Raw genomic sequence first — 24,915 nt, 5'->3', positions numbered from 1 at the left:
ATGTGCGCTGCTCAGTCGCGGCTCAGAAACCGCTCCGCATCCGCCAGCGAATGCAGCAGGGTGGTTTCCTGCGGTGAGCCAATCCAGACGGCGATAGCGCTGTAGTTATCGCTGTTATTGTTTTTCTTCCATGCCTGCTGCATCAGGGCGATCCACTCGCTGGGGGAGTTGACCATGTGCAGCGACTGTTCCAGTTCGGCCTGGCTGAAGCTGTGCCAGAAGCCGTCGGTGCACAGCAGGAAAACGTCGCCGTCTTCCAGCTGCAGCACGTCGCTGTAGGTGGCGTCGCGCTCTTCGTTGAGCCCCAACGCGAAATACAGCAGGTTGCTGTTGATGCCGTTGGTCTGATAGCCGGCGTCCTGCATCTGTTGGATCAGGCTGTGGTCGGTGGTGACGGCATGCAGGTAGCCGCGGCGGAACAGGTACAGGCGGCTGTCGCCGGCGTGCGCCCAGTAGGCCAGCTGGTAATCGCGATCGATAAACAGACTGACCAGCGTGGTGCCCATCTTGCTGTATTCGTCCGACTGCCGCTGCTGCTGGTGGATGGCGGCGTTGGCGCGCGTGATGTGCTGACGAATGCTCTGGGCGTTCAGGTGCTTTTCGCCGTCAAAGTTTTGCAAAATGGTGTCGCGCGCCAGTTTGGCGGCGATATCGCCGCCCGGAAAACCGGCGATGCCGTCGCACACCACGAAGCAGGCGGCGCGGTTGCCGAGCACCTCGCCGGTCTGATCCTGGTTGGAGGCGCGGCCGCCCTGGTTGGAAGTAGAGGCTATGGTGATATTCATTACGCGTCCGGTTTGGTCTGTGAGTCTTTGTATTGATTCACTTCAACGTCATAGGCGTGCAGGAAGGCTTCGCCAAACAGGGTGTGGAAATCGTCCTCGATCTCGCCGGAGGTTTGCTGATAGTTCTTCACGAAGTAGTCCCACAGCGCAGCCTTGCGGTTGGCGGGCAGCGATAGGCGCGGCGCCACGCCTTCCTTGCGCGCCTCCTCTTCGAGGCGCTCCGGGTTGAACGACTGCAGCATGGCGGCGATGATGGCGCGAATACCGGCGATCATCCCCAACTGGTGCGCCTGCAGGTCGATCAGCGCGTCGCGCACCGCTTGCTCCGGCGGCATAAAGCCCGGCATCTGGCTGCCGAACATCTGCATCAGCACCGTTTTTCCCGAAGGCAGCAGCTTGAACGGGTTGTTGGCTTCGTCGAGGATCATGGTCATCTCGGCTTTCACGCCGCGCTTGAGGATCGAGCGGGATGAGAGCAGGGCGACGGTGCCTTGCGAGAACAGGCTCAGCAGGCGACCGGCCAGGCGGATCTGCTGTTCGTCAAAGTGCGGCTGCGGTTGCAGATCGTCGAGACCGATGCCTTGCAGCAGCGCCGCCAGCAACGGCCCCTCCAATGCGTCGCCACTCGGCGCGGCGGCGTGCTGCCGCTGGGCGGACTGGTAGGCGACCGGATCGATGCCCAGGCGGTTGCCCTGGCGCGGGCGCGGAGGTTGCGCAGGCGGTTCCTGCTGGCTGAACTGCGGTGCAGGTTGGGGCTGTGGCTCAGGCGTCTGCACGGGTGGCGGCGTCGGCTGCGGGCGCGGCGCTTGTGGTTGTGCGGCCATCGGTGGCGGAGACGGCGGCGCGGGCGGCTGTACCGGCTCCTCCGGCTGGGCCAGTGGCACGGCGCCGCCCATCAGCAGCCCCAGCGGATCGTTGCTGTTTAACGTCTCTGGCGAAGCGGGCGCGGATGAACCGCCGAACAGCGCCAGCGGATCCAACTCCTGCTCCGGTTGCTGCGCATTCCGGGCCGGAGTTGCCGGACGCGGCGGCGCAGCCTGCTCCGCCAGCAGCGCGCTGGGGGTGGTATCGGCCAGAATGTGTTCGCGTTCAAAAGTGGTGTCGGTGTTGAACAGCGCCGCCGGATCGGTTTGTTGCTGTTGCAGCTGGCGCAGATCGACCTCGCCCGCCAGCTGCGCCAGCGGATCGGCTGGGTTCAGCTCGCGAGCGGGGGTGTCCAACAGCGGATGGCTGTCTGGATTGGCGGCCGGCGGCGGCGTGACGGCGGCCGGCGCATTCGGCGTAAATTCTTCCACCAGGCTGTCCCAGATTTCGTTGGGGATTGGCGCGGCGGATTTTTCTTTGGCGGCGGCGGCAGGGGGCGCAGCAGCGGCAACAGCCTTGGCCACCGGTTGAGCCTGTGGCGCGGCGTGCTGGTGCAGCGCGCTGACTTCAATCTGGTAATCGTCGATGCCGAGTACGTCGCCGTCCTGCAGTTCAACCTGGCGGCCACGTTCCAGCGGAATGTCATTCAGCAGCACGCGGGTAACGTTGCCGCGGTTGGTGATGCGGCATTCGCCGTCAGCGGAAATATGCACGATCGCCTGCAGGCGGGAAATGGCGCGCTCTTCGTCCGGCAGCACCAGGTTGTTGTCCACGCTGCGGCCGATGGTGCCGCCCGGCGGCAGAAAATCGCAACTGCTCTGCGGCGGAACCTGGCCGCTTTTATTTTTTACAATGGAAAATCGCATAAGGCATTCCTGCTGATTAGGAGGTAGTGCAATAATTAATGATTCGATCTTTGGCTTGCCAAAATTGGCGGGTATTTTGGCAAGCCGTAAAGTGATTTTGTGACTAAGGTTTATTGTTTTCTTTCGCTGCGTGAATTGCTTTATTCTTGATGAAGATTTTATGAGCGTCTTTTGATTGGGATAAAGCGAGGCATTCAAGCGTATGATAACTATCAGTGGTAGCCGCTTGACGCTCTTGTGTTAAATAACTCTCCACCAGCTTCTCACCCTCTTCAAACGCGGAAAGGGGCAGCTTGCTAAATTCCAGATAAGCGCTGGCGCTTCTAAACGCGTCTTTCCTAGTGTTTTCTGAATCTGTAAACTTTCCCAAACAACGACTGATTAACCAATTTTTATACAATGTTTCTTGCGGTAGAGAGTCAACAGAGGTTTCAGCAAAGGCCATCTGACTTGCGAGCAGTAGAAACACCAGAAAGTTATTGTGTTTTCTCATCCAAGATCACCTTTAAGAAAATCCCTCGTTTAATAACCCCGGATATCAATTATCGTCTTTTCCATGATATTTTTTGATGATGGCTTGCAGTGCTTGGCTATGTACAAGATCGATGCACTTTGCCATCGTCATCGGCTCCCCAGACATGCTGTCATAGTGCTTTGCCAGAAATTCTTTTGCCAGCGTCCTGACAGCGGTATGCGCTTCCAGAGAATAATCGCCGAACTCCATGTAACCCCTGGCGGTGGCGGTGGCATCGTTTTTGACTTCTTTTGCTGAGTACCCCTCGGCGATACAAACGCTAAGCGCGTAGTTTTTGAGGTACTCGGCAGGGGAATAGTCAATTTCTGTCGCTGCATTGACGTTCAACGTTGCGGCGATGGCCACAGTCAGTGAGATTTTTTTCACTGATTATTTCCGAGGAGGGTTTTCATTTACTCTGTCCGGATTGTCTTTCACCCAATTATCATTAGGGCGCTGTACATAATCTTTCGCAAGTTTATCAAGCTCTTCACTGTGGTACATATCCATGCACTTCATTAAGTCTAAGCGGCTTTTCCCATCCTTAGCATTGTAATTCTTTTGCAAATACTGCTTTGTCAGCTTGATGATAGGGGATTCTTCATCACGAATTGCATAGTATGACCAAGCATCGATACCATTCGATGAGGCAATTGCATCTTTGCTAGCCTCTGGTGATGTCTTATAAGCGACGGAAATGCAGTAGGTCAGAGCAATATCCTTGTAGTTTTGCAAATAGTTTCGGTACGCCGCTTGCGGTGGCCACTTTTCAATGGGTTCTTCTTGGTTTTTCTGTGCTATAGCACAAGTAGCATATATACAAAGAAAAGAGATAAGGATTTTTTTCATCTCAATACCCAAAAGTTAGCGTAATTTGTTGTATAGCGAGCTTCTGGTTCATTGAAATAACAATGATCATAACAATCGCCGTTCCCATTCCAAAGCGTAGCATGTCCTCCAGCATCGCTCCAACCTGCAATTTCAAACAGTATGATCCCTTTCTTTCCGGCTAATTCACCACCACCTGGAGGAGGGAATTTGACTCGAAGGTCGGGTTTGCCCCAGATCTTTGTCAGATAAGCGATAAGATCTTTAACTCTAAAAAAATACCATTGACGATCGGCGCCTGATACGGTCTGATCTTTTACATAAGGAATGGGGAAGCCAGATTTATTCAAGATGTAGCTCATACGCACAGCGCAGGTGTTTTCCCACTTTCCATTGGGCGCAATATTCATGGCGACACGCCCGCCGATAATCTTGGCAACATTTTGAGCTGAATATTGCGCGTTATATATTTTAGTGCTTGCAGCCCATGCTGCTGAAAAAATGGGGCGATTATTATTCATTGTTATTTCCCTATATTAATCCCCCCGGCCGTAACCGGGGGGAATGCAGATTAAGCTTCGCGGTTTTCCTTGATGTTCCAACCTGCGCTGCTTTCGGCGCCTTTGCCGCCTTTATCGCTCTGCTCCCAGTACTGCTGTTTCACTTTCGCCGCCTGGAAGGAGTAGGTGACGCCCACGGTGTCTTCGCCGCCTGCACCAGTGTACTGCACGGCGGTGACCAGCACGTCGTCCAGGGTGATTTTAACGTACTCAACCTGAGTACCGCCCGCCTTGCAGACAGACAACTCAACCTTGGTCAGGTGCTTACCGCTGGAGCAGTGCTTCAGCAGCGCCGGGGTTGACTTGTCGACCAGCGCGTTGACGTGCAGATCGTTGAAGCACACTTTACCGGCGCCACCGCCGCCGCCAACGCCCATATTGCCCGGTTGAGAAGCGCCCCAGGAGAAAGAAGTAATGTCGGTCCAGCCTTTGTGATTCGAATCTTTAGATTCGCCGCTGGCACCTTCAACTTTCAGGAACATATCAATAGCCATAGTTTCTTCACTCTTTATTAAGGGTTAACAGTAGTATTAACGTTACGTTGAAAAACTCAGGTAATAGCAGCAGGAATTGCAAGTGTGGTAATGCATTACCAATTTATATCCTTGTGCCATGCACCTTCTTAAATACCGAAAACTATCGGTACGGGTTACCGAGCCACTATTAAGTGCTAATGGCTCAATGCTTAATTATTTCGCGTTATCTTGGTTCCACATGCGATCCGGGTTTTCTGCGATAGGCTGACGATGAGGTTGATGTATCAGCCAGGCCGCACTACCGCGGCCTGACTTCAGCCCATCAGGACGCGTCGTTTTGTTTCAGCGAAGGCAGCTTCGACACCAGGCGCAGGGAGACGGTCAGACCTTCCAGCTGGTAGTGCGGGCGCAGGAAGAACTTGGCGCTGTAATAGCCTGGGTTGTCTTCGATCTCTTCCACCTGCACTTCCGCCGCGGCCAGCGGTTTGCGCGACTTGGTTTCCTGCGAGGAGTTGGCCGGATCGCCGTCCACGTAGTTCATGATCCAGTCGTTCAGCCAGCGCTCCATGTCGTCGCGCTCGCGGAAGGAACCAATTTTGTCGCGCACGATGCACTTCAGGTAATGCGCGAAGCGGCAGCAGGCGAACAGATACGGCAGGCGCGCGGAAAGCTGGGCGTTGGCGGAGGCGTCGGCGTCGTAGTATTCCGCCGGCTTCTGCAGCGACTGCGCGCCGATAAAGGCGGCGAAGTCGGAGTTTTTGCGGTGCACCAGCGGCATAAAGCCGTTTTTGGCCAGCTCGGCTTCGCGGCGGTCGCTGATGGCGATCTCGGTCGGGCACTTCATGTCCACGCCGCCGTCGTCGCTCGGGAAGGTGTGGCACGGCAGGTTTTCCACCGCGCCGCCGGACTCCACCCCGCGAATGGCGGTGCACCAGCCGAACTCTTTGAACGAACGGTTGATGTTGGCGGCCATGGCGTAGGCGGCGTTGGTCCAGGTGTAGTTGCCGTGGGTCGCGCCGTCGGTGTCTTCTTCGAAGTCAAACTCGTCCACCGGGTTGGTGCGGATGCCGTACGGCAGGCGCGCCAGGAAGCGCGGCATCACCAGCCCCAGGTAGCGCGCGTCTTCCGACTCACGCAGGCTGCGCCAGGCGGCGTACTCGGTGTTCTGGAAAATCTTGGTCAGATCGCGCGGGTTGGAGAGCTCCTGCCAGGACTCCATCTGCATCACGCTCGGCGCGGTGCCGGCGATGAACGGGCAGTGCGAGGCGGCGCCGATCTTGGCCATTTCGCCCAGCAGCTCCACGTCCTGCGGGCTGTGATCGAAGTAGTAGTCGCCCACCAGGCAGCCGAACGGTTCGCCGCCGAACTGGCCATACTCTTCTTCGTAGACTTTCTTGAAGATCGGGCTCTGATCCCAGCCCACGCCTTTATAGCGCTTCAGCGTGCGGCCCAGCTCCTGCTTGGAAATGCTCATGAAGCGGATCTTCAGCATCTCGTCGGTTTCAGAGTTGTTGACCAGGTAGTGCAGGCCGTGCCACGCGCCTTCCAGCTTCTGGAAATCGTCGTGGTGAATGATCTGGTTGATCTGCTGCGACAGCTTTTCGTCGATTTCCGCGATCAGCGCCTGGATGGTGCGGTAGGCGTCGGAAGAAACGGTGACGGTATTTTCCAGCGCCTGCTGCGCCAGGGTTTTCACCGCGTTCTCGACGGCTTCTTTGGCCTGGTCGGTCTTTGGCCGGAACTCTTTGTTCAACAGCGCGCTGAATTCATCGCTGGAAAAAGTCTCGGTGGTTTGCAACGCATTCTGTTGCTGAGGCGAGTTGCTCATCGATTAATCCTCACGCTCGTTGTTGTCATCGTTAACCGCCGGCTTCGGCGCGTCGGTCAGGGATTGCAGCAGCGCCGGGTTTTGCAGGATCTTGGAGATCAGCTCTTCGGCGCCGTTCTTGCCGTCCATGTAGGACAGCAGGTTGGAAAGCTGGGTGCGGGCGTCCAGCAGATTGTCCAGCGCGTCGACCTTGCGGGCGATAGCGGCGGGGGAGAAGTCTTCCATGCTTTCGAAGGTCAGATCGATGTTCAGCTTGCCTTCGCCGGTCAGGGTGTTGTCAACCTGGTAAGCGACGCGCGGTTTCAGCGACTTCATACGCTCGTCGAAGTTGTCGACGTCGATTTCCATGAATTTGCGTTCTTCCACGCTGGCTTGCGGATCGACCGCTTTCCCCACCAGATCCGCCATCACGCCCATCACGAACGGCAGCTGGATTTTGCGCTCTGCGCCATAAATTTCGACATCGTATTCAATCTGTACGCGCGGCGCGCGGTTGCGGGCGATGAATTTCTGCCCGCTGCGGGATTTCGAGTTTGACATGATTTACTCCATCTAATGGCGATTGGGAACGCGCCTCATCCGGCTGGGAGAGTCAGGTTCTGATTCGGGTCTGCGCAGGGGCAGACGGTATCGGATGCGTCAAGAGAACAAAGGTCGGCGGCTAGCTGTTCTCCTCGTTGTCGGGGCGACCGAGAATGGTCTCCAGTTGGTTAAGCCCATCGGGCGCCAAATCGCGGACGATTTGCATAAAGTCCAGCGTAATCAACCGCTGGACCCGATCGATCATCAGCGGCGCCGGGTGGCTCGGCTCATGAAGACGGAAATAATTTTTCACCTTATCCAGCATCAACTGGGCATCGTCGCGCGACTGGATCTGCGCGCTGCGCCAGTTGAGCGGGGCAGTGGCGCTCTGTACGGAGGCCGGTTGCTGCATGGCCGCCGTTTCAGGCGTCGCGTCCGCTTCGGCGGCGGCGGGCGCCTCGCTCTGGCCGGCGAGCGCCACCAGAGAAAACACCTTGGTCAGCGCGCTCATTTCCGGCAGCGCGCTTTCCCCCAGATGGCGGGTCACTTCGCTGCGGATGGCGCTCAGGGTGTTGGCGATGCGCGTCACCAAGGCGCCCTCGGGGCGATCCTGCTGCGCCAGTTCATCCTGCAGCCGCGCGCGGCCACCGGGAAAGTTGGGGCACTCCTGCTTGCTGCCGTCGAGCAGGGCGCCGGCATCGCGCAGCGAGATTTCTCCGGCGGCGCTTTTCAGCAGCGGGGCGGCGCGCACGCTGGCGGCCAGCGCGGCCTTGTCGCCAAGGTCGGCCAGCGCGTTGATGCGAAACAGCGGGTCGGCTTCCCCATCGAACTCCAGCGGCGGCTGCAGGGTGTCCCAGTAACGGGTCATCGACTGGTGGACCAGCGTCAGCCCGTCGGCGTAGCCCGGCAACCCGCGCAGCTGGGTCCAGGCGCGGGTGAGATACAGCATGACGCGCAGGTCTTTGGTGCGCGTCAGCAGCGAGGTCGCGAGGCGCTCGACCTGCACCCAGTCCGGCGCTTCTTCCGGAATGATGGTGCTGCCGAACTGTTGTTCGGCCTTGCCGGTGGCGGCTTGTTCCATCGCCAGAAAGTCGGCGTCGTATTCCAGGTTGTCGCCGCAGGGATTGTCCGCGCCAACCGGGGCCAGCAGGGTATCGGTATCGATAGCCATAAAATTTCCTTCAACGAACGATGTTAATCAAACATTTGCGGGTACTGGCCGCCACGGCCAGGGCGCGCCCAGCCGTTGGGCTCGAACAGCAGTGAAAACAGCTGCACGGTGAGGTTGCCGCTGTGCACGTGGGTGTAGAGCGGGTGTCCGTCTGCCTGATTGGTCCACCAGAAGCTGGTGTACTGCGCCGGATCGAAGCAGTCGGCGGCCTGTTGCCAGCCGAGGCCCGGCACGTCCGGATGCTGGAAACCGATAATCGACAATATTTCGGAATCCGCTTCCGCCGGCGGGCTGGGCAGCACCGGGATCGCCTGCAGCGCGCGGTCGATCTGCTCGGCGGAGAAACCGTTGCGCACGCCGTTCAGCAGGGTATGACCGAGCTGTTGGTACCAACTCGCCGCCATGTTCAACTGTTGCGATCGCCAATCCTGCTGGCTGAACAGGCGCAGCGCGCAGATCGGGTAGCGCCGCCCGACGCGGTCGCGCGCCGGCAACAGGCAGCCCATCTGCACGTACTGGCTGCCGAGCGTGGCGGGGATCACGAAGTTCCACACCGGCGCGTTGCTGAATGGGTGATCGTTAGGCCCTTGCGCATCGCGCTGCAAATTCACCAGCCCGTTATGGAACCAGTGGGCCCAGTTGTTGACCACCGGATCGGGCAAGCGGCGTTGCAGGAAATCGCCGGCGGAGGGGAGTTTGCCGTACCAGCCAATGCTCGTCGGGGCGCTTGAATCAGTGCTCATGGTCATGTCCTTTCGGGGCTACGGGCACGAGAAGGCCGGCAGTTGGAACGGATTGCGGATGCTGTTGGGCGTAAACTCCAGCGTGACGCGGTGGCCGTCGAGATTGAAGGTCGCCTGGCGGCCGAGGCCGGCGGTGCCCGACGATTGCGCCATGTCCACCAGACGGTTCAGCGCCCACGGCCCGCTGGTCACCAGACTGGCCGTGGTGCCGTTGGCCAGCGCCAGCTGCAGATGCACCTGGTTGGTATTGCGGGTGCCCGGCCAACTGACCACCAGCGGCACCTGTGGGCCGTGGCTGTATTTGAACAGCTGCCCGTCGATATCCAGCGTCAGGTTGAGGATGTCGTTATCCATCCGCACCGGCCGCACGGTCACGCGGTAAGAGGGCGTCGCGGTGCCGTTGGCGAAAAAGGCGTCGCGGATGCGCTGCGCCTGCTGGAACGAGCGCAGGATGCCTTCGCCGCCGGGCAGCGTCTTGCCGTCCACGCCGGGGGTGAAACGCCAGTTGGCGCGGGTGGTGTCGACCTTGCCCTGCAGGTTGTCGCGGAAGAAGCTGTCCATCAGCCCGCTGTTCGGTGCGAACATGCGCGCCAGATCGTCCGGCGTCACTTCCTGGCGCGCCCGGGTCACCAGCGGATAACGCCCGGCGATCGCCTGGCGGCAGAAGCTGCCGACCTCGAAGCTGATGCGTTTTTTCACGTTCTCCATCTCTTTGCGCTGGGTGTCGCTGCTGGCGCCGATCGCCAGCGACAGCAGCATCTGTTTGAACGGCACCGGCAAGCGGCCGGACTCGGCCTGCAGGCGCGGGATGATGTCGCTCGGCGGCGCCGACATGCCGCTGTTGGCCGCGCCCTGAACCGCCGTCAGATAGCTGTACAGCTCATCGACCTGCTTCAGCACGCTGTCGAAAGGGATCGCCTTATTGCCTTCGCCCTGGCTTTGCGCCAGCTCCAGCAGCGGCGCGAAGTGCGCCATCACCAGCTGCTCCGGCTGGGCCGACACGTCGCCGTCGGCGTTGGCCGGCCGGTTGGTGAACAGCGCCTCCAGCGTGCGGTTGGCGTTTTGGTTCAGCCTGTCTTCGGTTTTGGCCAGCAGCGAGCGGGAGTCGGCGTCGCTTTTCTCGTCGCGCAGGGTGACGTTTTTGCTGACGTTGACCAGCAGGTTGCGCATCGGCGACGGATTGCCGGACAACAGGCGCGCGCTGCTGATGCGCTGGGTCAGGTTGCCGATGTTGGCCAGTTGGATATCCCCCAGCAGCTCATCCCAGGCGCTGATGAAGTCCTGCATGTACAGCTGGCGGATGGTCTTGGTCAAATCGGCGCTCTTCTGCTCCGGCGTCTGGCTGTTCAACACCCAGACGTCTTCCTTGCGCAGGGTGTCGGTCACCGGGTCGATGTTGTCGTTGAACGCTTTCCAGTACCCTTGTGAGGTGAACAGGCCCGGCACGCCGTCGGTGACCGGTTTGCCGCTTTTGCGGCTGAACGCCAGCTCGGTTTGCGGGCCGGCCAAATCGACCAGGCTGACCGGCTTGATGTCGGTCTGTTTCAGCAACAGGCGCTTGAGGCGGCCATAGACGCGCTGCGACAGCGGTGCCCGGTTGATGGCGGCCTGCGCCTGCGCCACCAGCTGTTCGTCTTTGGCGTAGGGCGAGGCCTGGATCTGCGCATCCAGCAGTTGGCTCAGGTGCCATTCGATCTGTTGCAGCTGTTTTTGGGTGCTGCCCTGCGGCAGGTTGCGCTGCAGGTTGAGCATCACCCAGGCGCGCAGGAATTTGCCGTCGTACTGCTTCGGCAGATACAGCATCTGGTAGGCCTTCAATGCTTCATAGCTGAAGTCCGCGTCGCCGTGGTTGTCGTTGCGCAGCGTGGTGGCGATCTGTTGCGCCACCTGCGGCAGCAGCAGCTCTTTCAGCGCTTTTTGGTACAGGGCATTGCCGGCGTCACCGACCTGATCGCCGCGGAACAGCCCCATGCGGTAGGTGAACGGCGGATCGTCCAGCGAAAAGTTCTGGCTGTCCGGCAGGTGCAGCAGGCTGTTGAGGAACGGCAGCAGCGAGAACATGTCGCCGTTGCCCACCTGCGTCAGGTTTTGTCCCTGGCGCTCGACGCCGGGCACCTTGGCGGCCACTTCCGCCAGATAGGCCTTGTTGTTGCCGTAGCTGGTGAACCAGAGCATCGCCAGCACCGCCAGGACCACCGCCAGCGCGATGTACCCCGCCCAGTGCAGGGCGCGGTTGCGGTATTCCCACCAACGGTTGCTGCCCGCCAGCCCGGACTCCTGGAAGACCACCGATTCCAGCGTCTCTTTCAGGAAGAAGCTCTGGCCCTTGGCCGCCGGGATTGGCGTTTCCTGGCCCACGCTGTCCCAGGCGGTGTTGGCCTGCGCCCCTGAGTTTGCCGTTGGCAGCTGCAGGTAGCGGTTCAGCTCGCCCATCACTCGGTCGAACGGCAGGCCTTCCTGGGTGCCGCTGGTGAAATAGATGCCGCGCGGGGTAAAGCGGGTTTCAAAACTGGAGGTGGCGAACACCTGATCCAGATAGTGGCTCAGCAGCGGGCGCAGCGCGGCGAATTCCTGCGGGAACAGGTAGCTTTCGGCGCGCTGGCGCGCGTCGTGTTCCATCAGCAGCGTATCCGGCAGCGCCGCGTCCAACCGCTGTTGCAACAGGGCGTAGTGCTGTTCGAAGGCGGCGTTCAGGTTGAAGTCCGGCTGCCGCGAGCGCTCGTAAGGGAAGGTGAACCCCCAGATCTGGTCGCGCTGCGCTTTGTCGAAGCTGCCGAAATAGGCCATAAAGCCGTTGAGCAGGTCGGTTTTGGTCACCAGCACATAGACCGGGAAGTGAATGCCCAGCTGTTCATGCAGTTCGATCAGGCGTTTGCGCAGCGCGCTGGCCTGGGCGGCGCGCGCTTCGGCGCTGTCGCTCAGCAGATCGGCGACGCTGATGGTGACCATCACGCCGTTGATTGGCTGGCGGGTGCGATATTTTTTCAGCAGCGCGACGAAGCTTTGCCATTCGCCGGCGTCTTCTTCGCGCTGGCTTTCCTGGGTGGTGTAGCGGCCGGCGGTGTCGAGCAGCACGGCGTCGTTGGTAAACCACCAGTCGCAGTTGCGGGTGCCGCCCACGCCGCGCAGCGCGGATTTGCCGAAGCGATCCGCCAGCGGGAAGTGCAGGCCGGAATTGACCAGCGCGGTGGTTTTGCCGGCGCCGGGCGCGCCGATGATCACATACCACGGCAGCTGGTAGAGGTATTGGCGGCTAAAGCGGGTCATCCAGCGGTGTTTGCCGTCGCCCTGGCCCGGTGCGAAGCGCGCCTTTTTCAGCAGCTGCGCCGCTTCATCGAAGCGCTGCGCCAGCTGATCGTCTTGTTTAACCTCGGGCTTGCCGTCTTCCGCCGGCACCGTTTCGGCGGCGCGCAGGTTGCTCAGCAGGCGGCTGTTGAACCAGGCGCTGTAGAGGCGCGGGATCAGGCGGCACAGGAACCAGATCAGGTAGATGACGCCAATGGCGATCTGGCGGTTGAGTTCCGGCTCCAGCGGGCGATAGTCGCCGATGGCCACCAGCGGGCCGATCATCCAGATGATGAACGCCAGCGCGGTAATGCCGACAAAGCCCCACAGCAGGCGGCTGGTGATGATGGAGAATAACGTACTGAGCATTACTTTCCGGTTCCTTGCGGCAAGCCGTTGATTTCCGCCTGGGTGTTTTCCGGGGCGACCAACAGCGTAATTTCTACCCGGCGGTTCAACGCGCGGTTCACTTTGTTATCGTTCGGCGCGACGGGGTTGCTCTCGCCGCGGCCCTCGGCCTTGACCCGCTGCGGGTTGGCGAGGTGTTTTTGCAAGCGGGCGCTGACCGCTTCGGCGCGCGCCAGCGACAGCTCCCAGTTGGAGGCGAAACGGGCGCTGCGGATCGGCACGTTGTCGCTGTAGCCGGTGACCAGGATCTTGCCGCTGACGCCGTTCATGGCGGCGGCGATGCGGTCGATGACCGGGATATAGTTGGCGCGCACCGTGGTGGCAGCGGAGTCGAACAGCCCGTCGCCTTTCAGGATCACCACGCTTTGCTGCGCTTCGTCGCGCACCACCACCAACCCTTCGGCGATCTCTTTGCGCAGGAAGCTTTTCAGGCTCAGCGTCGGCGGCGCGGCCGGCGCCGGGTTACCGATCGCCACCTGCGGCAGATTGGTTTGGTAAATCGCCGCCAGCACCGGGCTGGTGTTGTCGCCCAGCCGCCAGTTGAGGGCGATAAACAGCAGCGAAGCCAGGAAGCCGGTCAGCGCCACGCAGGCCCACAGCGGCACCAGCGGGCGCCACAGTTTTTGCTGTACCGGCAGATCCAGCGCATGAGGCGACAGGGGAGGGGCGTAGCCGCCGCGCACCGTCCGGATCAGCTGCAGCAGACGCTGTTTCATGGTTTCCAGCTGAGAACGGCCGTTTTCCATGACCCGATAGCGGCCTTCAAAGCCCAGCAGCAGGCAATAATTGATCAGCTCCAGCAGGTTGATGTGCTCACGCGGGCTCTGCGACAGCTTGGCCAGCAGCTGGAAAAACTTTTCGCCGCCCCAGGTTTCGTTATGGAAGGTCACCAGCAGCCCGCTGCCGGACCACACGCTGTTGCTGCCCCACGGGGTCAGCGCCGCCGCTTCATCCAGCGCGGTGCACAGGCAATAACGCGCGCCGATGATCACTTCGTACGGCAGATTGGCGCGTTGGCCGCGGATCTCGAAGCGGCGCATTTCGTCGATCAGCTGTTGGCGCAGCTGCGCCGGGTTGGCGTGCGTAGCCGACTGGCGGATCTGCGAAATGGCGTTCAGCAGCGGGTTGGCGGCGTCCACCAGCGGATTGGCCGCCGGCGCCATGCTATTTTCCTGAGTCATAGGTTACCGGTCCGTATGGCTGCGAATCGCCCAAAATTCCATGTCCAGCCCCGGGAACTCGCCGGCCAGGTGCAGGGCGAAGGCGCTGGATTTTTCCATCTGTTTCCACAGGTCGCCGCCTTTTTCCAGCTCGAAATAGGTGTAGCCGGCGTGATAGGGGATCTGACGCGGCGCGGCGGGCATGGTGCGCAGGCCGATGCCCGGCAGCTGTAGCTGCACCAGATCGCGGATGCGCGTGACCGGGGCGATCTTCATCTGCGCCGGGAAGTGGGTCAGCAACACCTCGGCGGCCACGTCGGCGCGCACCGCCAACACGAAGCCGAAGTCGCGCATCATTTTGGCGTCCTGCACGGTGGCGACGTTCAGCCCGTGGGATCGTTCGACCAGCGTCAGCTGAATGGCGTTGTCTTCCAGCACCACCGACAATCCTTGACGCAGCAACAGCATCAGCTTGCCGAAGCACAGCGCCAGGTTGTCGTGGTCGTACACCGGCAGGCGGCCTTCCGGGGTGCGCTGCGCCGAGAAGCTGGCGAGCTCGGTGGCGAACTGCAGCCAGTCGGCGAACAGGCGCTCCGGGTGCAGATGGTCGAGGTGATAGGCGTGACTCACCTGGCCAAGATGGCGGTTGATCAGCTGCAGCAGCATGAAATCGACCATTTCGGAACTGCCGCCGCGCCCCGGCTGCAGCAGGCGCTGGCTCATCTGCTGGCTGCGCTGCTGCAGCAGGCCCTGCAGATCGTTGATGAAGGTTTTCAGTACCGGGTTGCCCTGGCAGTTCAGCATCGGCGGGATTTGCGCCGTATCAAGACGCAGGCTGTTGTCGCCGCGTTTTTCCAGCACGCGGGTAACGCCGAGCGCCGTCCATTCGGCGTTGAGTTCACTCTCCAGCATCAGCCGCAGGCGCAGGCGGCCAAATTGCAGCGCCGCGCTGCCCACCGAGACGGCATTGAGATCGTCGACTTCGTTCTCGTAAGCCAGATAGCGCGCCAGCGCCTCCGGGCTTTCCTGAAAGATCACGTCTTCACGCCCTGCGCGGTAAGTCGGCAGGGCCAGCACCACGTTTTCACCGGTCTTGTTTTCGGCGATGCTCAGCGGCGCGGGCGCCTGCTGGGCGCCGGCAAAGCGAAACGGCGTGCCGTCCGGCATGATGCCGCTGGCGGCGTTGAGCGCAATCTTGCCCTGGCGCAGTAGCGTTTGGTCCAGATCCAGGGTGAGGAACCCCCAGAAACAGCCGCTGTGGGCCTGACCCCAGTTGCGCATATAGCCTTCGAGATAGTTTTCCGCCTGCTGGAAATGGTGAGGGCGCAAAAACATCCCCTCAGTCCAGACAACCTTATGAGCATCTTTCATCATCACACCTATAGTTACTTCGCTTCAGCGCAGCGGTAGGTCAGTCGACCTTTTTTACGGGACGCAGGCCATTCACGCCCGCGACGATATGCGCTTCCAGCTCATCCGGCGAGAATTGCCATACCTTGTAGAAATTGGTTTCGGTGGGCTCCGGCAGCGGCAGCGAAATGCGCCAGGTCTTGCCGTCCAGGTTTTGATACTCGGCGATTACGCCGATGTAACGTGCGTCCAACGCGCTTTGCCCGCCGAGCGTCTTGCCGGTCTGGCCCGGCGTCAGGAAGAACTGATCGCTGTCCAGCAGGCTATTGCCGAGCACGCTTTTGGCGTCGTTTTGCAGACTGAAGAAGTCGGCATCCATGAATTCCGCATCCGAACGCAGCAGCAGCACGCGAATTTTTATCGGCGCCGGTTGCGCGCCGGCGGCGGCGTTGACCTGGCGATCGGCATCGAACACCAGGCTGTAGCGCGACGGCACGCTTTTGGCGGAAGACATGCAACCGCCGAGCGCCAACGCGCCCAGCAGCAGAAACAGCATCCCGCACCAGCGGGAAGCGATAGGGGTCGTCATCATGGGAATCTCGTCGCCCGCAGGCGTACTGACTACTGGAGGATCCAGGTGGCTGAGCCGGCGTTTTTACACGCCTTGCTGTCGCCGCCGACTTTGACGCAGTCCTGTTTGGCGGCGCGCGCGCGGCGCGGCAGATCTTTGCGCAGCGTCGATTTGTAGCGCGCTTCCGGCACGCCGGCGTTGGCCTGGATATAACCCACCAGATCGCCGCCGCGGATGGCGGAGATCGCCAGCCAATTGTTTTCCACTTCGCCCAGCGCGTAGAACGCGGCGGCGTTGTCCAGGCTGCCGACGGCGGTGCCGGTATAATCGGGGCTGCTCATGATGCTGGCGGCGTACAGGCTGCGGTATTCCTCACCGATCGGTTTGAACTGTTTCGGCGTGCTCACCGCGGCGCGGTGCTTTAGCGTGACGCCATTGACTTCACTGCTGACGATGGCGTCGTTATTGAGCGCCGGCGGCGGTGGCGGAGGGGTGGAGCAACCGGCAAGCGTCAGGGCGGTCAGCAGCGTCAGGGTAATCCGTGTTTTCACAATATCCTCTTCTTCTTGATTGAATGGCTGTGTAATAAGGCGCCGTCATCAGGGCGCAAGCAGCAACACTTTTAATTGGCTCGGCACGATGCGCATGCCGAGCGCGTTGGTGGAATTCTGCAGGCTGAGGCTGGTCAGCCGGGTGGCCGGGGTGCCTTTGAGCAGCACGGTAAAGGCGCCGGTCAGGTGGCGGGACGGCCCCATCACCGTCCCGGAAGCGACCCCGGTGGCCACGCCGGGGTTGTCGCCGTTGGTCAGCGGCGTCACCGTCGCCATGTTGTGCGCCGGGGTGCCGACGAACAGAATATTGAATGCGTTCGGGATGGCGGTCGGCGCGAGGGCGATATCCGGGTAGGGCACGGGCACCGGCGCCGGGCTTGGCGTCAGACAGACGTCGGGAAACGCCAGGTCCACGCCGATCATTTGGCTGTTGGCAAACATAAAAGGCCTCCGCAGGTTATCCGACGTGGATTTGTTCCGAATCCAGCTTGGTGATGTCTTTCGAGGTAATCAGCGTGTTGCGGGCATGAATGCGGGCGTAATCTTCCGCCTGGTAATCCAGCTGCCCGGCGCGCACGTGCTCGGTTTGGCGCACTTTGCGGAACAGCGAATGGCTGATCTGGCTGACTGAATGCCACAGCGACTCGCAGCGTTTGCCGACCAGACGGCTGAGGCTGACGAAGGCCGACAGCTCTTCGCCGCTGTATTTCATCTTGTCGACGTGGCAGTCGCCGCTGTTCGCCTGCAGCGTCATGGCGTCGCCGCTCAGGTTCAGCGCCTGCGCGCCGTGCAGCGACAGCGAACCGTTCGGCGTTTCAATGTGCAGATCGCCTGCGACGCAGAGCCGCGCCGCGCTTTGCGGTTCCGCACGTTCGAGGACGGCGATCGCCCACAGCTGGTGGCCGCAGCCGGCGACCAGCACGTTATCGCCGAGGGCCGGCGTCAGCAGGCAGCTCGCCGCCCGGCGGCAATGCCAGCCGCGGCCTTCGCACTCCACCACCAGGCTGCCGTCCGGCAACAGGTTGACGACCTGGCCGGCGGCCTGCTGGGGCGGCGCGATGTTGACGGCGCGAGTAGTGTTGACAACGCTCATGGTGATCCCCTCGTGAAGTGGTCAATGCATTCAGATTCGGCTCTGGCGCTGTGCGCTCCAGGTTTCAGCGGCGTACAGCTCTTCGTCGCGCTCGAGAATGCCGCTGCGATCGCCCCAGCGCGTTTGCTGCTGGTGGGCGCGGTGCATGCGGGTGCGCATAAAACGCGCGCGCCGGAAATCGGCGGCGCCGATGTCGGCGTAACAGAAGTCGGCGTAGGTCAGGTCGCTGTCGCTGAAATCACAGCGCGCCGCGCGGCTGCGCTGGAACACGCATTGATACAGGCGCGCCTGGCTAAAGTTGGCGGCGTCCAGCGTCGCTTCGCTGAAGATCGCCTGATCGAACTGCCCGCTGCGGCACTGCGCGTGGGTCAGATTGGCCTCCAGCCACAGTGACTGCTGCGCTTGCACACCCGTCAGGTTGGCGCGCCGCAGCGAAGCGCCCTTGAAGTTGCTTTGGCGCAACGTCGCCTGGCTGAAATCGACGTCGTCCAGTTGGTTATCGGTAAACTGGCAGGCGATGAGACGCTGCCCGGCGTAACTTTTGCCGCGGTGGTCACATTCGAAAAACGTGACGCGGTCGAAATCAACCCCTTCAAACCTTGTTTCACAGAGATTTAATCGAAAGAATGTGACAAGTGACAGCCTCGTATGGCTTAAATCTGCGCCGTCGAGCGGGCTTTCGTAAAAGGTGGTGCGATCGTGCTGAGTGGCGGAAAAATTCGCGCCGGCCAATTGGCATGACATCCAGTGGCTTTGGTTGAGCGACAGCCGGCTGAAGTCGCTCTGTTCAAGCCGGCAGTCGTTGAACATCGTCAGTTCGATATGGCTCTCGCTGAAGCGGCCGCCCGCCATGACGCACTGATTGAAGGCCGTTTGCTTCAGGTTCGCCCGCGCAAATTGAGCGTGTTCGAGCCGGCAATCGCTGAAGACGCTGTCGCGCAGATCGCAATCGGAGAAGTTCACGCCGTTCAGGTTCAGTTCGTTGAACATGCCGCCGGCCAAATCCATACCGGCGAATGACAGGCCGTGCAAATCCTCACCGGCAATCAGCTCGCCGCGTTTCACGCGCTGGCGTATCTGCTCAGGTTTTGACGTCATACTTCCTTCCCGTTATGGCGAGGCAATGTTTTCACCCTGGCGGTATAGGCACCGTCGAGCCGGGTCGCCTGATCCACTTGCGACTGCGACAAATCGGCCCGGAACAGATTGGCGCCCTGCAGGTCGGCGCCTGACAGCACGCATTTTTGCAGGATCGCCGCGATGAAATTGGCGTCGCGCAGGTTGGCCTGGGACAGATCGCAGCGAATGAACAGGCTGCCGCTGCCGTTGGCCTGACGGAAATCGGCCTCGTTCAGCCGGGCTTCCGACAGGTCGCAGTTGTCGAGGCGCGCGCGGTTGAAATTCGCCCGCTGCAACGGCATCTGGCGCAAATTGCACTGGTTCAGCGTCGCGTCGCTGAAATCCGCCTGCGGCAACAGCGTCTTGGCCGCGAAGGCGCAGGCGGTGAGGCGTGCGGCGCGGAAGCTGAGGCTTTGCGTCTCGGTATCAACCCAGGCGCAGCTCTCTAGCCGCGCCCGATCGAAGTTCACCGCCAGCAGCCGGCATTTGACGAAGCTGACTTTGTCGAGCCGGGCGTGGCTGAATGTCAGCTGCTCCAGTTGCAGCTCCATCAGCGTAATGTTGGCCAGCGTGGCGCGGTTGAAGTCACACTGCCCGAGCAGGGTTTCGTATCCCAGCAAGTCGCGTAACGACGCCATCGTGAAATCGCAGCGTTGAAACAACGTTTGCTGAATGTTGGTTTCGTGCAACCGCGCGCCGCCGAAATCCGTCGCTTCGCATTTCGCCAGGGCCAAGGAGGCGTGGCTCAAATCGGCCTGCTGTAAGACGGCGCCGCTGAGATCGGCGCGCGCCAACATCGCCTCGCGAAGATCGCAACCCACCAATTGGGTTTGGCGCAGATCGGCGTTTTCCAGCAAAGCGCCGCGCAAGTTAGCCTGGCAGAGATCCATGCCGGACAGATCGGCGCCGGTGAGATCAAGACCGCTGAGATCCTTATCGCGCAGCATGGCGGCGGCGACTCGTTGGCGAATGATTTGCGCCAGATCGCCACGCAAACGCAGTGCAGGGCTTTGCGCCTGCGCCGACATTAAATACATTTGATGCAGCGCGCGCTCGCTTTCCCCACGCTGTTTAGCGCTAAACGCGTCGGGATGGCGGCGCGCCTCCTGGAACAGCAGATCGCGTTGCTGCTGGTAGCTTTCCGCACCGGATGGCGGCACGTGATCCCCACCGGGGTTGAGCGGATCGATGCCCTCGGCTTGCGTCAGCTTGAGCATGTCCTGATACTGCGCCTCGGCCTGGTTTTCCAGGCGCTCGACGAATTCGGCGAGCTGGTCAAGCTTCGGCGGCGCCTCTTGCGACGGGCGCGGGAAAAGTTCATCGATGTCTTGCCCCTCGCGCAGCAGACGCTGGCGATGCTCTTCGCGTTGCTGGTGCTCGTAGGCGGCGATATTTTCCGCCATCGGGCTTTGCTGCGTCGGCGTTTCCGTATCCAGCCAGGCGCCGATGCACGCCTCCGGCAGCAACTCTTGTTCACGAAAAGCGTGCAGAGCACCCCGTTCTTTATCCAGCCGCTGGGCCAACACCTGCCGATAATGCGCGGTGGAGCGGGGCTCGCCTTCGGTTTCCAGGGCCGGCATCAGCTGCATCACGTCGGCGGCATCGTCTTCATTGATGCGTGTGCTGCCCTGATAAATCAGCAGCATCTGTTCCCGATGTGGGAAGAACCAGACGGTGGTGTGGCGCATCGCGATCTCTTCGAAATGCGTTTCGCCGCCGCGCAGCCGGTTGATGAAACAGCGCGCGCGCCACGGCGGCAAATGCCCTTGCTGCACCGGTTCTGAAGGGTGCATGTTCCAAATCCGATAGGCGGCCCGGGGCGGCAAGCTGTCGCGTTGAGGAAACTGCTGATCGCTTTCCGCCATGTTGAACAGGCGCCAGTCGATATCGTTGGCGAAGCCGGGAAAGCCGTTTTTCAACCAGTCTGCGTCGTAGTTTTTGCCGATGCGGGAGAAGCGGCGCGGCCAGGTGATATCCAACGCGTCAAAGCTTGCCGGTTGCGCGCTTTGCCGAGAAGACGCAAGGCGCCCCTGCAGGGGTTCAACATTGGGTAGGCGATGGATGCGGCCTTGCGGAAATGTTTCTGGGGTGGCGCCGATGCCGTGCGGATTATCGGCGAACTGTGCGCCGCCGTAAGCCCGGCGCCAGTCCAGACGCATCTCTGCAAAAGGGAGGGGAGTAGAGGGGCGATCGTTGATCCAATGGCGATCGCCGAAAACCACCAGCGTTTTTTCCAGCGAATCAAGCTGGATCTTCACGGCGCAAGCGGTTTTGTCTTGTTGATGATGGGTGTAGGCGTTGCCGGTGGCGAGAAACTCCGCGCAGGCTTTTGGGATAGCCAAATCGAGCACGCCGCCGCTCAACGTGAGTTCGTCGGCGGCCAACTGCCACAACTCCGGTTCGGGACGCAGGCGCGGGGCTGCCCCCATGTCGGCCAAGGCCAAAACGGAAACGCCCAGATGGTTTTGCCCTTGCCAAGAGAAGGGTCGATGAAGCGCGCTGAGGCGCAGAGGTTTTACGACTTTCATTGTGTGTGTAAAGCTTCCTGTGGATATCAGCCGGCAGCCAGGCTGCTTGCTCAAAAACAATCCGTTTTTCGGTTTAATAGATATCAGGCTATGTCACAACAGATGAAGAAAACGATGCGGCGTTCAGAGCCGATCGCCAATGCGGGGAGCGCCCCGCTTCGAAATGGATGATCAAGAGGACAGTGCGTTGTCCTTTCCGCTTATTCCACGAGCCAGCAGGACAGCCGCCACGGACAACGCCGCGGCGATCGCCTTGGCGAGCAATTGGCCGGCGCTCTCCAGGTGATAGGGCGCAAAGAAGCCGACGTCGGCGGTGCCCAGGATCAGCAGCGCGGCGAGCGCCGCAAAACAGGGCAGCTCTATCGCCAGCGCCAGGCGGCCGGTGGGCGCCGTACCCAGGTAACTCATCAAAAAGCCGGGAAAAATCAGCAATCCGATCAGTTCTGCGGGGGCATTCACCGCAGACATCACCTGCTGGTTGTATTTCAGGAGCGCCAGCATCAGCGCGACAAAGATCAGCAGCCGCAAAGGCAACGTGGCCGCTCGGTTGGCCGACAAAAAGGTTTTGCCGATCGCAGCGAGCAATACGCAGCCAACCAGGATGCCAAAGAAGGTAAACAGGATTTGTCCCCAGAGGCTGTCCTGCGTCGAAAAGGCAATGAACGTGCCCATCGTGACACTTCCTTATGCAAGGTGATTTCGCGAACTGATGAACGATAAGCCGTTTCGGATCGCGTGATTGAAGGGATGCTTTTCGCTCAAAGCCGGGAAAGCTCTTCGATCACCGCTTTTTTGGGATTCTTCGGATCGTACTTTATCGCGATGAAATGGCCCGGCTGATAACGCGGCAGATCCACGACGCTGATCGGGCCTTTCGCCACGGCCGTACGGTTTTTCCCGTCTTGGGCGATGTACTTGACTTCGACTTCGCAGACCGGCCGATTCCCGTCCCACAGGTTGGTCTGGCGAATGCTGACGATTTGCCCTGAGGCGGAAATACCGTTCTCCATCACGCTGAGGGAAGAACCGATATGTTTGAAATAACCCCAGATATCGACCGTGATGAATTTGAAAAAGCCCACCAGGCTGAGAATGGGAGCCAATAAAATCAAACCGATAACGGTGAAAACATTTTTGGCCTTCGACATGGGTGTCCCTTTACAAGAAGATCGCCAGCGCCTTGGTGCTCAATCGTAAGGCACCGTTGGTCACCAGCGCGCCAAGCTGCGTGAACGTCATGGGATCATTACTGAGCTTGAAATTGGTTTTGCTGATCGACAGCGGGTTGTGCGAGATATCGAGCATCGTGTGTTTCAGGCTGGCCCCTGTCAACGCAAGATTTGAACCGTAAAAGGCGAAGTTGGCCCCGGTCGCCACCCATTTCAAGCCATGGCAGTTGTCTTTCCAGCTCGGTGTTTGCACCGATACGCCGTCGCTGCTGGTGATATTGATCGTTTTCGCTTTGATGGTCAGGGTACCGGTGATCGTTGTGCTCTGATCGTTTTTGTAGGTCTCGGTGACATTCCCGGTTACGGTGGCGGTTTGGCCGCCGCCTTTAATCGTCAATTCCTGCCCGCCGGCGGAGATGGTGGTGTGCTGCCCGCCGGAAGTGATGTTGACCGTTTGCCCTTGTTTGATGGTGCTGGTTTGTTGCCCCTCGGTAATGTCGAGGGTCTGGTTGCCTTTGACCGTGACATGCTGGGTTTGCGTAATGTTTTGCGTCTGCGCGCCGTCGAGCTTGAAGGACTGATTGCCGGTGATGTCGATTTTATCGCCGCCGTCGATAATCGTCAGGTCGCGGCCGCCTTTGATGTTCACCGTCTGATGAGCGTTCAGGTTGGCGGTTTCCAGCCCATTGACCGTCGTGGTGCGTTTCGCTTTGTACAGGAACGTGGCGTCGCCGGTGACGGTGTCGTCCTGCTGGCGACCGATGATGGTGGTGCGACTGCCGTCAATATTGACGTTCTTGTCGTTTTCCACCGTCATGTTCATGTTGCGTTCGGCGTGCATATCGAAAGATTCGTTGCCGGGCGAGTCTTCCAGGAACAGGAAGCTGGCGTTGTCGACGCCGCCGCCTTTGCTGCGGCTCATAAAGCCCATTTTGGTGGCGTCGCCGGGCAGATCCCAAGGCGGCATGCTGTCTTCGTTGTAAACGCGGCCGGTGATGATGGGGCGATCCGGATCGCCATTGATAAAGTCGACCACCACTTCCTCACCGACGCGCGGGATCTGGATCCCGCCGTATTTCCAGCCGGCCCAGGCGCTGGAGACGCGCACCCAGCAGGAGCTGGTTTCGTTGCCGCTGCCGTGGCGATCCCAACGGAACTTGAGTTTCACCCGGCCATATTTATCGGTCCAGATGCTTTCGCCTTCCGGGCCCACCACTTCGGCAGTTTGCGGGCCATGGGTTTTCGGCCAGGGCGTGGTGCGCGCCGGGCGCCAATTGATGTCCGCCGGAACGACCTGAAATTCGGTTCGCTGCTCGCCGACGTCGTTATCGTTGCTGGCGTAGCTGTTTTCCTGCATGAAGTAATGCGCGCTGACCACCAGGTAGGCGCGGTTGTCTTCCATACGCGGCGCCTGGGTCAGTTGAAAACGGTAGCCGGGCGCAATGCCCTGCGAATTGCCTTCGCCGCTCATCTGCTCATGCTGCGCTTCGAACTCCTGTTGGCGAACCTTGACGTAAAACTGGCCATGGGCGTGATCGGTATAACGGCCGGGCCAGTCGAACACCTCGGCTTTGTCCTGCGCGAACGAGGCGGGATTTTGCCGGGCTTCCAGCAACCGCGCGCGCGGCTTGCGAAAATCGTAGTCATCCAGGCTATACAGGCTGGGCGTGATGGCGTCAGAAACGCTCCAGCTATTGATGCTGTCTTTGTTTTCCACCAGGCCGCCTTCCGCGAGCTGATAGGGAATGCTGGCGTAGCCGGCGAGTTCCTGATGCGCCGCCGGCGCGTCAGCCAGCACCAGCGTATGGCCGTCTTGCTGGTGCGTGAAATAGTAATAGATGCCTTCGTGTTCCATCAGACGGCTGATGAAATCGAAATCGCTCTCCTGGTACTGCACGCAGTACCCCCAGATGCGGTAGTCGTAACTCAGGCGGTTATCGATTTTCACCTGATACTGCCCCAGCACCTGAGTCAGGATGTCGGGAACGGTCTTTTCCTGGTAGATGCGAAAATCGCGGTTTTGCGTCAGATACCACAGCGTGGGGCGCAGCACGGCGCGGTAGATATAGTAACGGTTGCCGCCGGCTTCTCGCCCGGAGAGGGTCATGCGCGTGATATTGCCGTTGAGATAACGCGGCGCCAACGGATTGCCCCGCAGCTCCAGCGTGATTTTTTGTCCCAGCAGCGCTTTCAGATCGAGCCGATTGTCGGGGCTGAGCAGCTCGACGTCGAATTCGAACAGGCCGGCCAGTTTTTCCTCACCGGAAAGGCTTCTGAACAACAGCTGATGGGCGGGCAAAGGCGTGTGCGCAATGATAAGACGATCCATACTATTCCCCGGTTTAGGCATAGCTACCGCACGAGAATTGACGCGCGATCCCGATGGCGTATCTGTCACGAATGGAGACAGGAACTGACGAAAGATTTAACAAAGTTTACACAAAGGCACGATTTGTGCAGTCTACAATAGAGCACTGCATTTGCAAAATAGCCTTGTGGATCAATGCTCAATTCGTTAACTTGC

23 protein-coding genes are annotated in these 24,915 nt (G+C 60.2%); all 23 read right to left on the bottom strand.

Translation table 11 applies throughout. From position 1 onward, the window contains the following. Positions 1–11: 11 nt before the first annotated feature. The 23 genes from ACP39K_RS03855 to ACP39K_RS03745 all read right to left on the bottom strand — a co-directional run bounded on the left by ACP39K_RS03855 (position 12) and on the right by ACP39K_RS03745 (position 24,720). Positions 12–785 (bottom strand): PP2C family protein-serine/threonine phosphatase, encoded by a 774-nt coding sequence (locus tag ACP39K_RS03855; protein WP_015378289.1) that lies wholly within the window; start codon positions 783–785, stop codon positions 12–14. After that, a complete protein-coding gene (gene tagH / locus ACP39K_RS03850; RefSeq protein WP_048795130.1) occupies positions 785–2,515 on the bottom strand; it encodes a type VI secretion system-associated FHA domain protein TagH in 1,731 nt (576 codons plus the stop codon). Before tagH ends, ACP39K_RS03855 begins: the two co-directional genes overlap by 1 nt. A 103-nt stretch (positions 2,516–2,618) precedes the next feature. Next, the gene (locus tag ACP39K_RS03845; RefSeq protein ID WP_042705409.1) at positions 2,619–3,008 is read right to left on the bottom strand and encodes a T6SS amidase immunity protein Tai4 family protein; all 390 of its coding nucleotides are present in this window, start codon (positions 3,006–3,008) and stop codon (positions 2,619–2,621) included. Between the two features lie 45 nt (positions 3,009–3,053). Then, complete coding sequence (locus ACP39K_RS03840; RefSeq protein WP_042705545.1) at positions 3,054–3,407, bottom strand: T6SS amidase immunity protein Tai4 family protein; 354 nt, start codon at positions 3,405–3,407, stop codon at positions 3,054–3,056. Positions 3,408–3,419: 12 nt separating this feature from the next. Further along, a complete protein-coding gene (locus ACP39K_RS03835) occupies positions 3,420–3,878 on the bottom strand; it encodes a T6SS amidase immunity protein Tai4 family protein (protein WP_016927257.1) in 459 nt (152 codons plus the stop codon). Continuing rightward, positions 3,875–4,378, bottom strand: a complete 504-nt coding sequence (locus ACP39K_RS03830; protein ID WP_071525932.1) for a type VI secretion system amidase effector protein Tae4 — start codon at positions 4,376–4,378, stop codon at positions 3,875–3,877. Before ACP39K_RS03830 ends, ACP39K_RS03835 begins: the two co-directional genes overlap by 4 nt. 50 nt (positions 4,379–4,428) lie before the next feature. Further along, the gene (locus tag ACP39K_RS03825) at positions 4,429–4,911 is read right to left on the bottom strand and encodes an Hcp family type VI secretion system effector (RefSeq protein WP_004961372.1); all 483 of its coding nucleotides are present in this window, start codon (positions 4,909–4,911) and stop codon (positions 4,429–4,431) included. Positions 4,912–5,215: 304 nt separating this feature from the next. Further along, complete coding sequence (tssC, locus tag ACP39K_RS03820) at positions 5,216–6,721, bottom strand: type VI secretion system contractile sheath large subunit (protein WP_016927259.1); 1,506 nt, start codon at positions 6,719–6,721, stop codon at positions 5,216–5,218. Positions 6,722–6,724: 3 nt separating this feature from the next. After that, on the bottom strand, positions 6,725–7,261 hold the full coding sequence (gene tssB / locus ACP39K_RS03815; RefSeq protein WP_016927260.1) for a type VI secretion system contractile sheath small subunit: 537 nt from the start codon (positions 7,259–7,261) through the stop codon (positions 6,725–6,727). 121 nt (positions 7,262–7,382) lie between these two features. Beyond that, on the bottom strand, positions 7,383–8,414 hold the full coding sequence (gene tssA / locus ACP39K_RS03810; protein WP_197788077.1) for a type VI secretion system protein TssA: 1,032 nt from the start codon (positions 8,412–8,414) through the stop codon (positions 7,383–7,385). Between the two features lie 23 nt (positions 8,415–8,437). After that, positions 8,438–9,157, bottom strand: coding sequence for a type VI secretion system-associated protein TagF (tagF, locus tag ACP39K_RS03805; RefSeq protein WP_048797257.1), 720 nt, complete (start codon positions 9,155–9,157; stop codon positions 8,438–8,440). 18 nt (positions 9,158–9,175) lie between these two features. Next, a complete protein-coding gene (gene tssM, locus ACP39K_RS03800; protein WP_497008301.1) occupies positions 9,176–12,811 on the bottom strand; it encodes a type VI secretion system membrane subunit TssM in 3,636 nt (1,211 codons plus the stop codon). Beyond that, the gene (locus ACP39K_RS03795; RefSeq protein WP_016927264.1) at positions 12,811–14,013 is read right to left on the bottom strand and encodes a DotU family type VI secretion system protein; all 1,203 of its coding nucleotides are present in this window, start codon (positions 14,011–14,013) and stop codon (positions 12,811–12,813) included. The genes tssM and ACP39K_RS03795 overlap by 1 nt, the downstream gene beginning before the upstream one ends. A 21-nt stretch (positions 14,014–14,034) precedes the next feature. Further along, a complete protein-coding gene (gene tssK, locus ACP39K_RS03790; protein WP_028128110.1) occupies positions 14,035–15,381 on the bottom strand; it encodes a type VI secretion system baseplate subunit TssK in 1,347 nt (448 codons plus the stop codon). Positions 15,382–15,421: 40 nt separating this feature from the next. Next, complete coding sequence (gene tssJ / locus ACP39K_RS03785; protein ID WP_042705419.1) at positions 15,422–15,952, bottom strand: type VI secretion system lipoprotein TssJ; 531 nt, start codon at positions 15,950–15,952, stop codon at positions 15,422–15,424. A gap of 29 nt (positions 15,953–15,981) precedes the next feature. Next, positions 15,982–16,482, bottom strand: coding sequence for a type VI secretion system accessory protein TagV (tagV, locus tag ACP39K_RS03780; RefSeq protein WP_033640008.1), 501 nt, complete (start codon positions 16,480–16,482; stop codon positions 15,982–15,984). Between the two features lie 48 nt (positions 16,483–16,530). Then, positions 16,531–16,923: a DUF4150 domain-containing protein gene (locus tag ACP39K_RS03775; protein ID WP_004934933.1), complete on the bottom strand. Its 393-nt coding sequence runs from the start codon at positions 16,921–16,923 to the stop codon at positions 16,531–16,533. Positions 16,924–16,939: 16 nt separating this feature from the next. After that, the gene (locus ACP39K_RS03770) at positions 16,940–17,575 is read right to left on the bottom strand and encodes a DUF3540 domain-containing protein (RefSeq protein ID WP_089184743.1); all 636 of its coding nucleotides are present in this window, start codon (positions 17,573–17,575) and stop codon (positions 16,940–16,942) included. Positions 17,576–17,605: 30 nt separating this feature from the next. Next, entirely contained in the window at positions 17,606–18,673 is a 1,068-nt protein-coding gene (locus ACP39K_RS03765; RefSeq protein WP_147827173.1) for a pentapeptide repeat-containing protein, read from the bottom strand. Beyond that, positions 18,670–21,222, bottom strand: a complete 2,553-nt coding sequence (locus ACP39K_RS03760) for a DUF2169 family type VI secretion system accessory protein (protein ID WP_089184742.1) — start codon at positions 21,220–21,222, stop codon at positions 18,670–18,672. Before ACP39K_RS03760 ends, ACP39K_RS03765 begins: the two co-directional genes overlap by 4 nt. 171 nt (positions 21,223–21,393) lie before the next feature. Continuing rightward, positions 21,394–21,894: a hypothetical protein gene (locus tag ACP39K_RS03755; protein ID WP_033640012.1), complete on the bottom strand. Its 501-nt coding sequence runs from the start codon at positions 21,892–21,894 to the stop codon at positions 21,394–21,396. Between the two features lie 86 nt (positions 21,895–21,980). Further along, the gene (locus ACP39K_RS03750; protein ID WP_016927272.1) at positions 21,981–22,370 is read right to left on the bottom strand and encodes a DUF3592 domain-containing protein; all 390 of its coding nucleotides are present in this window, start codon (positions 22,368–22,370) and stop codon (positions 21,981–21,983) included. A 10-nt stretch (positions 22,371–22,380) separates the two neighbouring features. Continuing rightward, on the bottom strand, positions 22,381–24,720 hold the full coding sequence (locus tag ACP39K_RS03745; protein ID WP_033640013.1) for a type VI secretion system Vgr family protein: 2,340 nt from the start codon (positions 24,718–24,720) through the stop codon (positions 22,381–22,383). Positions 24,721–24,915: the final 195 nt, after the last annotated feature.

It is taken from the genome of Serratia sp. EC4 (assembly GCF_059652115.1).
Note: the sequence above shows the minus strand (reverse complement) of the source record. Positions and strands in the feature narration are given on the sequence as shown.

Bases quoted from the DNA above. Each gene is read 5' to 3' on its own strand.
- ACP39K_RS03855 (WP_015378289.1), bottom strand. From the start codon at position 785: ATGAATATCACCATAGCCTCTACTTCCAACCAGGGCGGCCGCGCCTCC.
- tagH (WP_048795130.1), bottom strand. From the start codon at position 2,515: ATGCGATTTTCCATTGTAAAAAATAAAAGCGGCCAGGTTCCGCCGCAG.
- ACP39K_RS03845 (WP_042705409.1), bottom strand. From the start codon at position 3,008: ATGAGAAAACACAATAACTTTCTGGTGTTTCTACTGCTCGCAAGTCAG.
- ACP39K_RS03835 (WP_016927257.1), bottom strand. From the start codon at position 3,878: ATGAAAAAAATCCTTATCTCTTTTCTTTGTATATATGCTACTTGTGCT.
- ACP39K_RS03830 (WP_071525932.1), bottom strand. From the start codon at position 4,378: ATGAATAATAATCGCCCCATTTTTTCAGCAGCATGGGCTGCAAGCACT.
- ACP39K_RS03825 (WP_004961372.1), bottom strand. From the start codon at position 4,911: ATGGCTATTGATATGTTCCTGAAAGTTGAAGGTGCCAGCGGCGAATCT.
- tssC (WP_016927259.1), bottom strand. From the start codon at position 6,721: ATGAGCAACTCGCCTCAGCAACAGAATGCGTTGCAAACCACCGAGACT.
- tssB (WP_016927260.1), bottom strand. From the start codon at position 7,261: ATGTCAAACTCGAAATCCCGCAGCGGGCAGAAATTCATCGCCCGCAAC.
- tssA (WP_197788077.1), bottom strand. From the start codon at position 8,414: ATGGCTATCGATACCGATACCCTGCTGGCCCCGGTTGGCGCGGACAAT.
- tagF (WP_048797257.1), bottom strand. From the start codon at position 9,157: ATGAGCACTGATTCAAGCGCCCCGACGAGCATTGGCTGGTACGGCAAA.
- tssM (WP_497008301.1), bottom strand. From the start codon at position 12,811: ATGCTCAGTACGTTATTCTCCATCATCACCAGCCGCCTGCTGTGGGGC.
- ACP39K_RS03795 (WP_016927264.1), bottom strand. From the start codon at position 14,013: ATGGCGCCGGCGGCCAATCCGCTGGTGGACGCCGCCAACCCGCTGCTG.
- tssK (WP_028128110.1), bottom strand. From the start codon at position 15,381: ATGAAAGATGCTCATAAGGTTGTCTGGACTGAGGGGATGTTTTTGCGC.
- tssJ (WP_042705419.1), bottom strand. From the start codon at position 15,952: ATGATGACGACCCCTATCGCTTCCCGCTGGTGCGGGATGCTGTTTCTG.
- ACP39K_RS03775 (WP_004934933.1), bottom strand. From the start codon at position 16,923: ATGTTTGCCAACAGCCAAATGATCGGCGTGGACCTGGCGTTTCCCGAC.
- ACP39K_RS03770 (WP_089184743.1), bottom strand. From the start codon at position 17,575: ATGAGCGTTGTCAACACTACTCGCGCCGTCAACATCGCGCCGCCCCAG.
- ACP39K_RS03765 (WP_147827173.1), bottom strand. From the start codon at position 18,673: ATGACGTCAAAACCTGAGCAGATACGCCAGCGCGTGAAACGCGGCGAG.
- ACP39K_RS03760 (WP_089184742.1), bottom strand. From the start codon at position 21,222: ATGAAAGTCGTAAAACCTCTGCGCCTCAGCGCGCTTCATCGACCCTTC.
- ACP39K_RS03755 (WP_033640012.1), bottom strand. From the start codon at position 21,894: ATGGGCACGTTCATTGCCTTTTCGACGCAGGACAGCCTCTGGGGACAA.
- ACP39K_RS03750 (WP_016927272.1), bottom strand. From the start codon at position 22,370: ATGTCGAAGGCCAAAAATGTTTTCACCGTTATCGGTTTGATTTTATTG.
- ACP39K_RS03745 (WP_033640013.1), bottom strand. From the start codon at position 24,720: ATGGATCGTCTTATCATTGCGCACACGCCTTTGCCCGCCCATCAGCTG.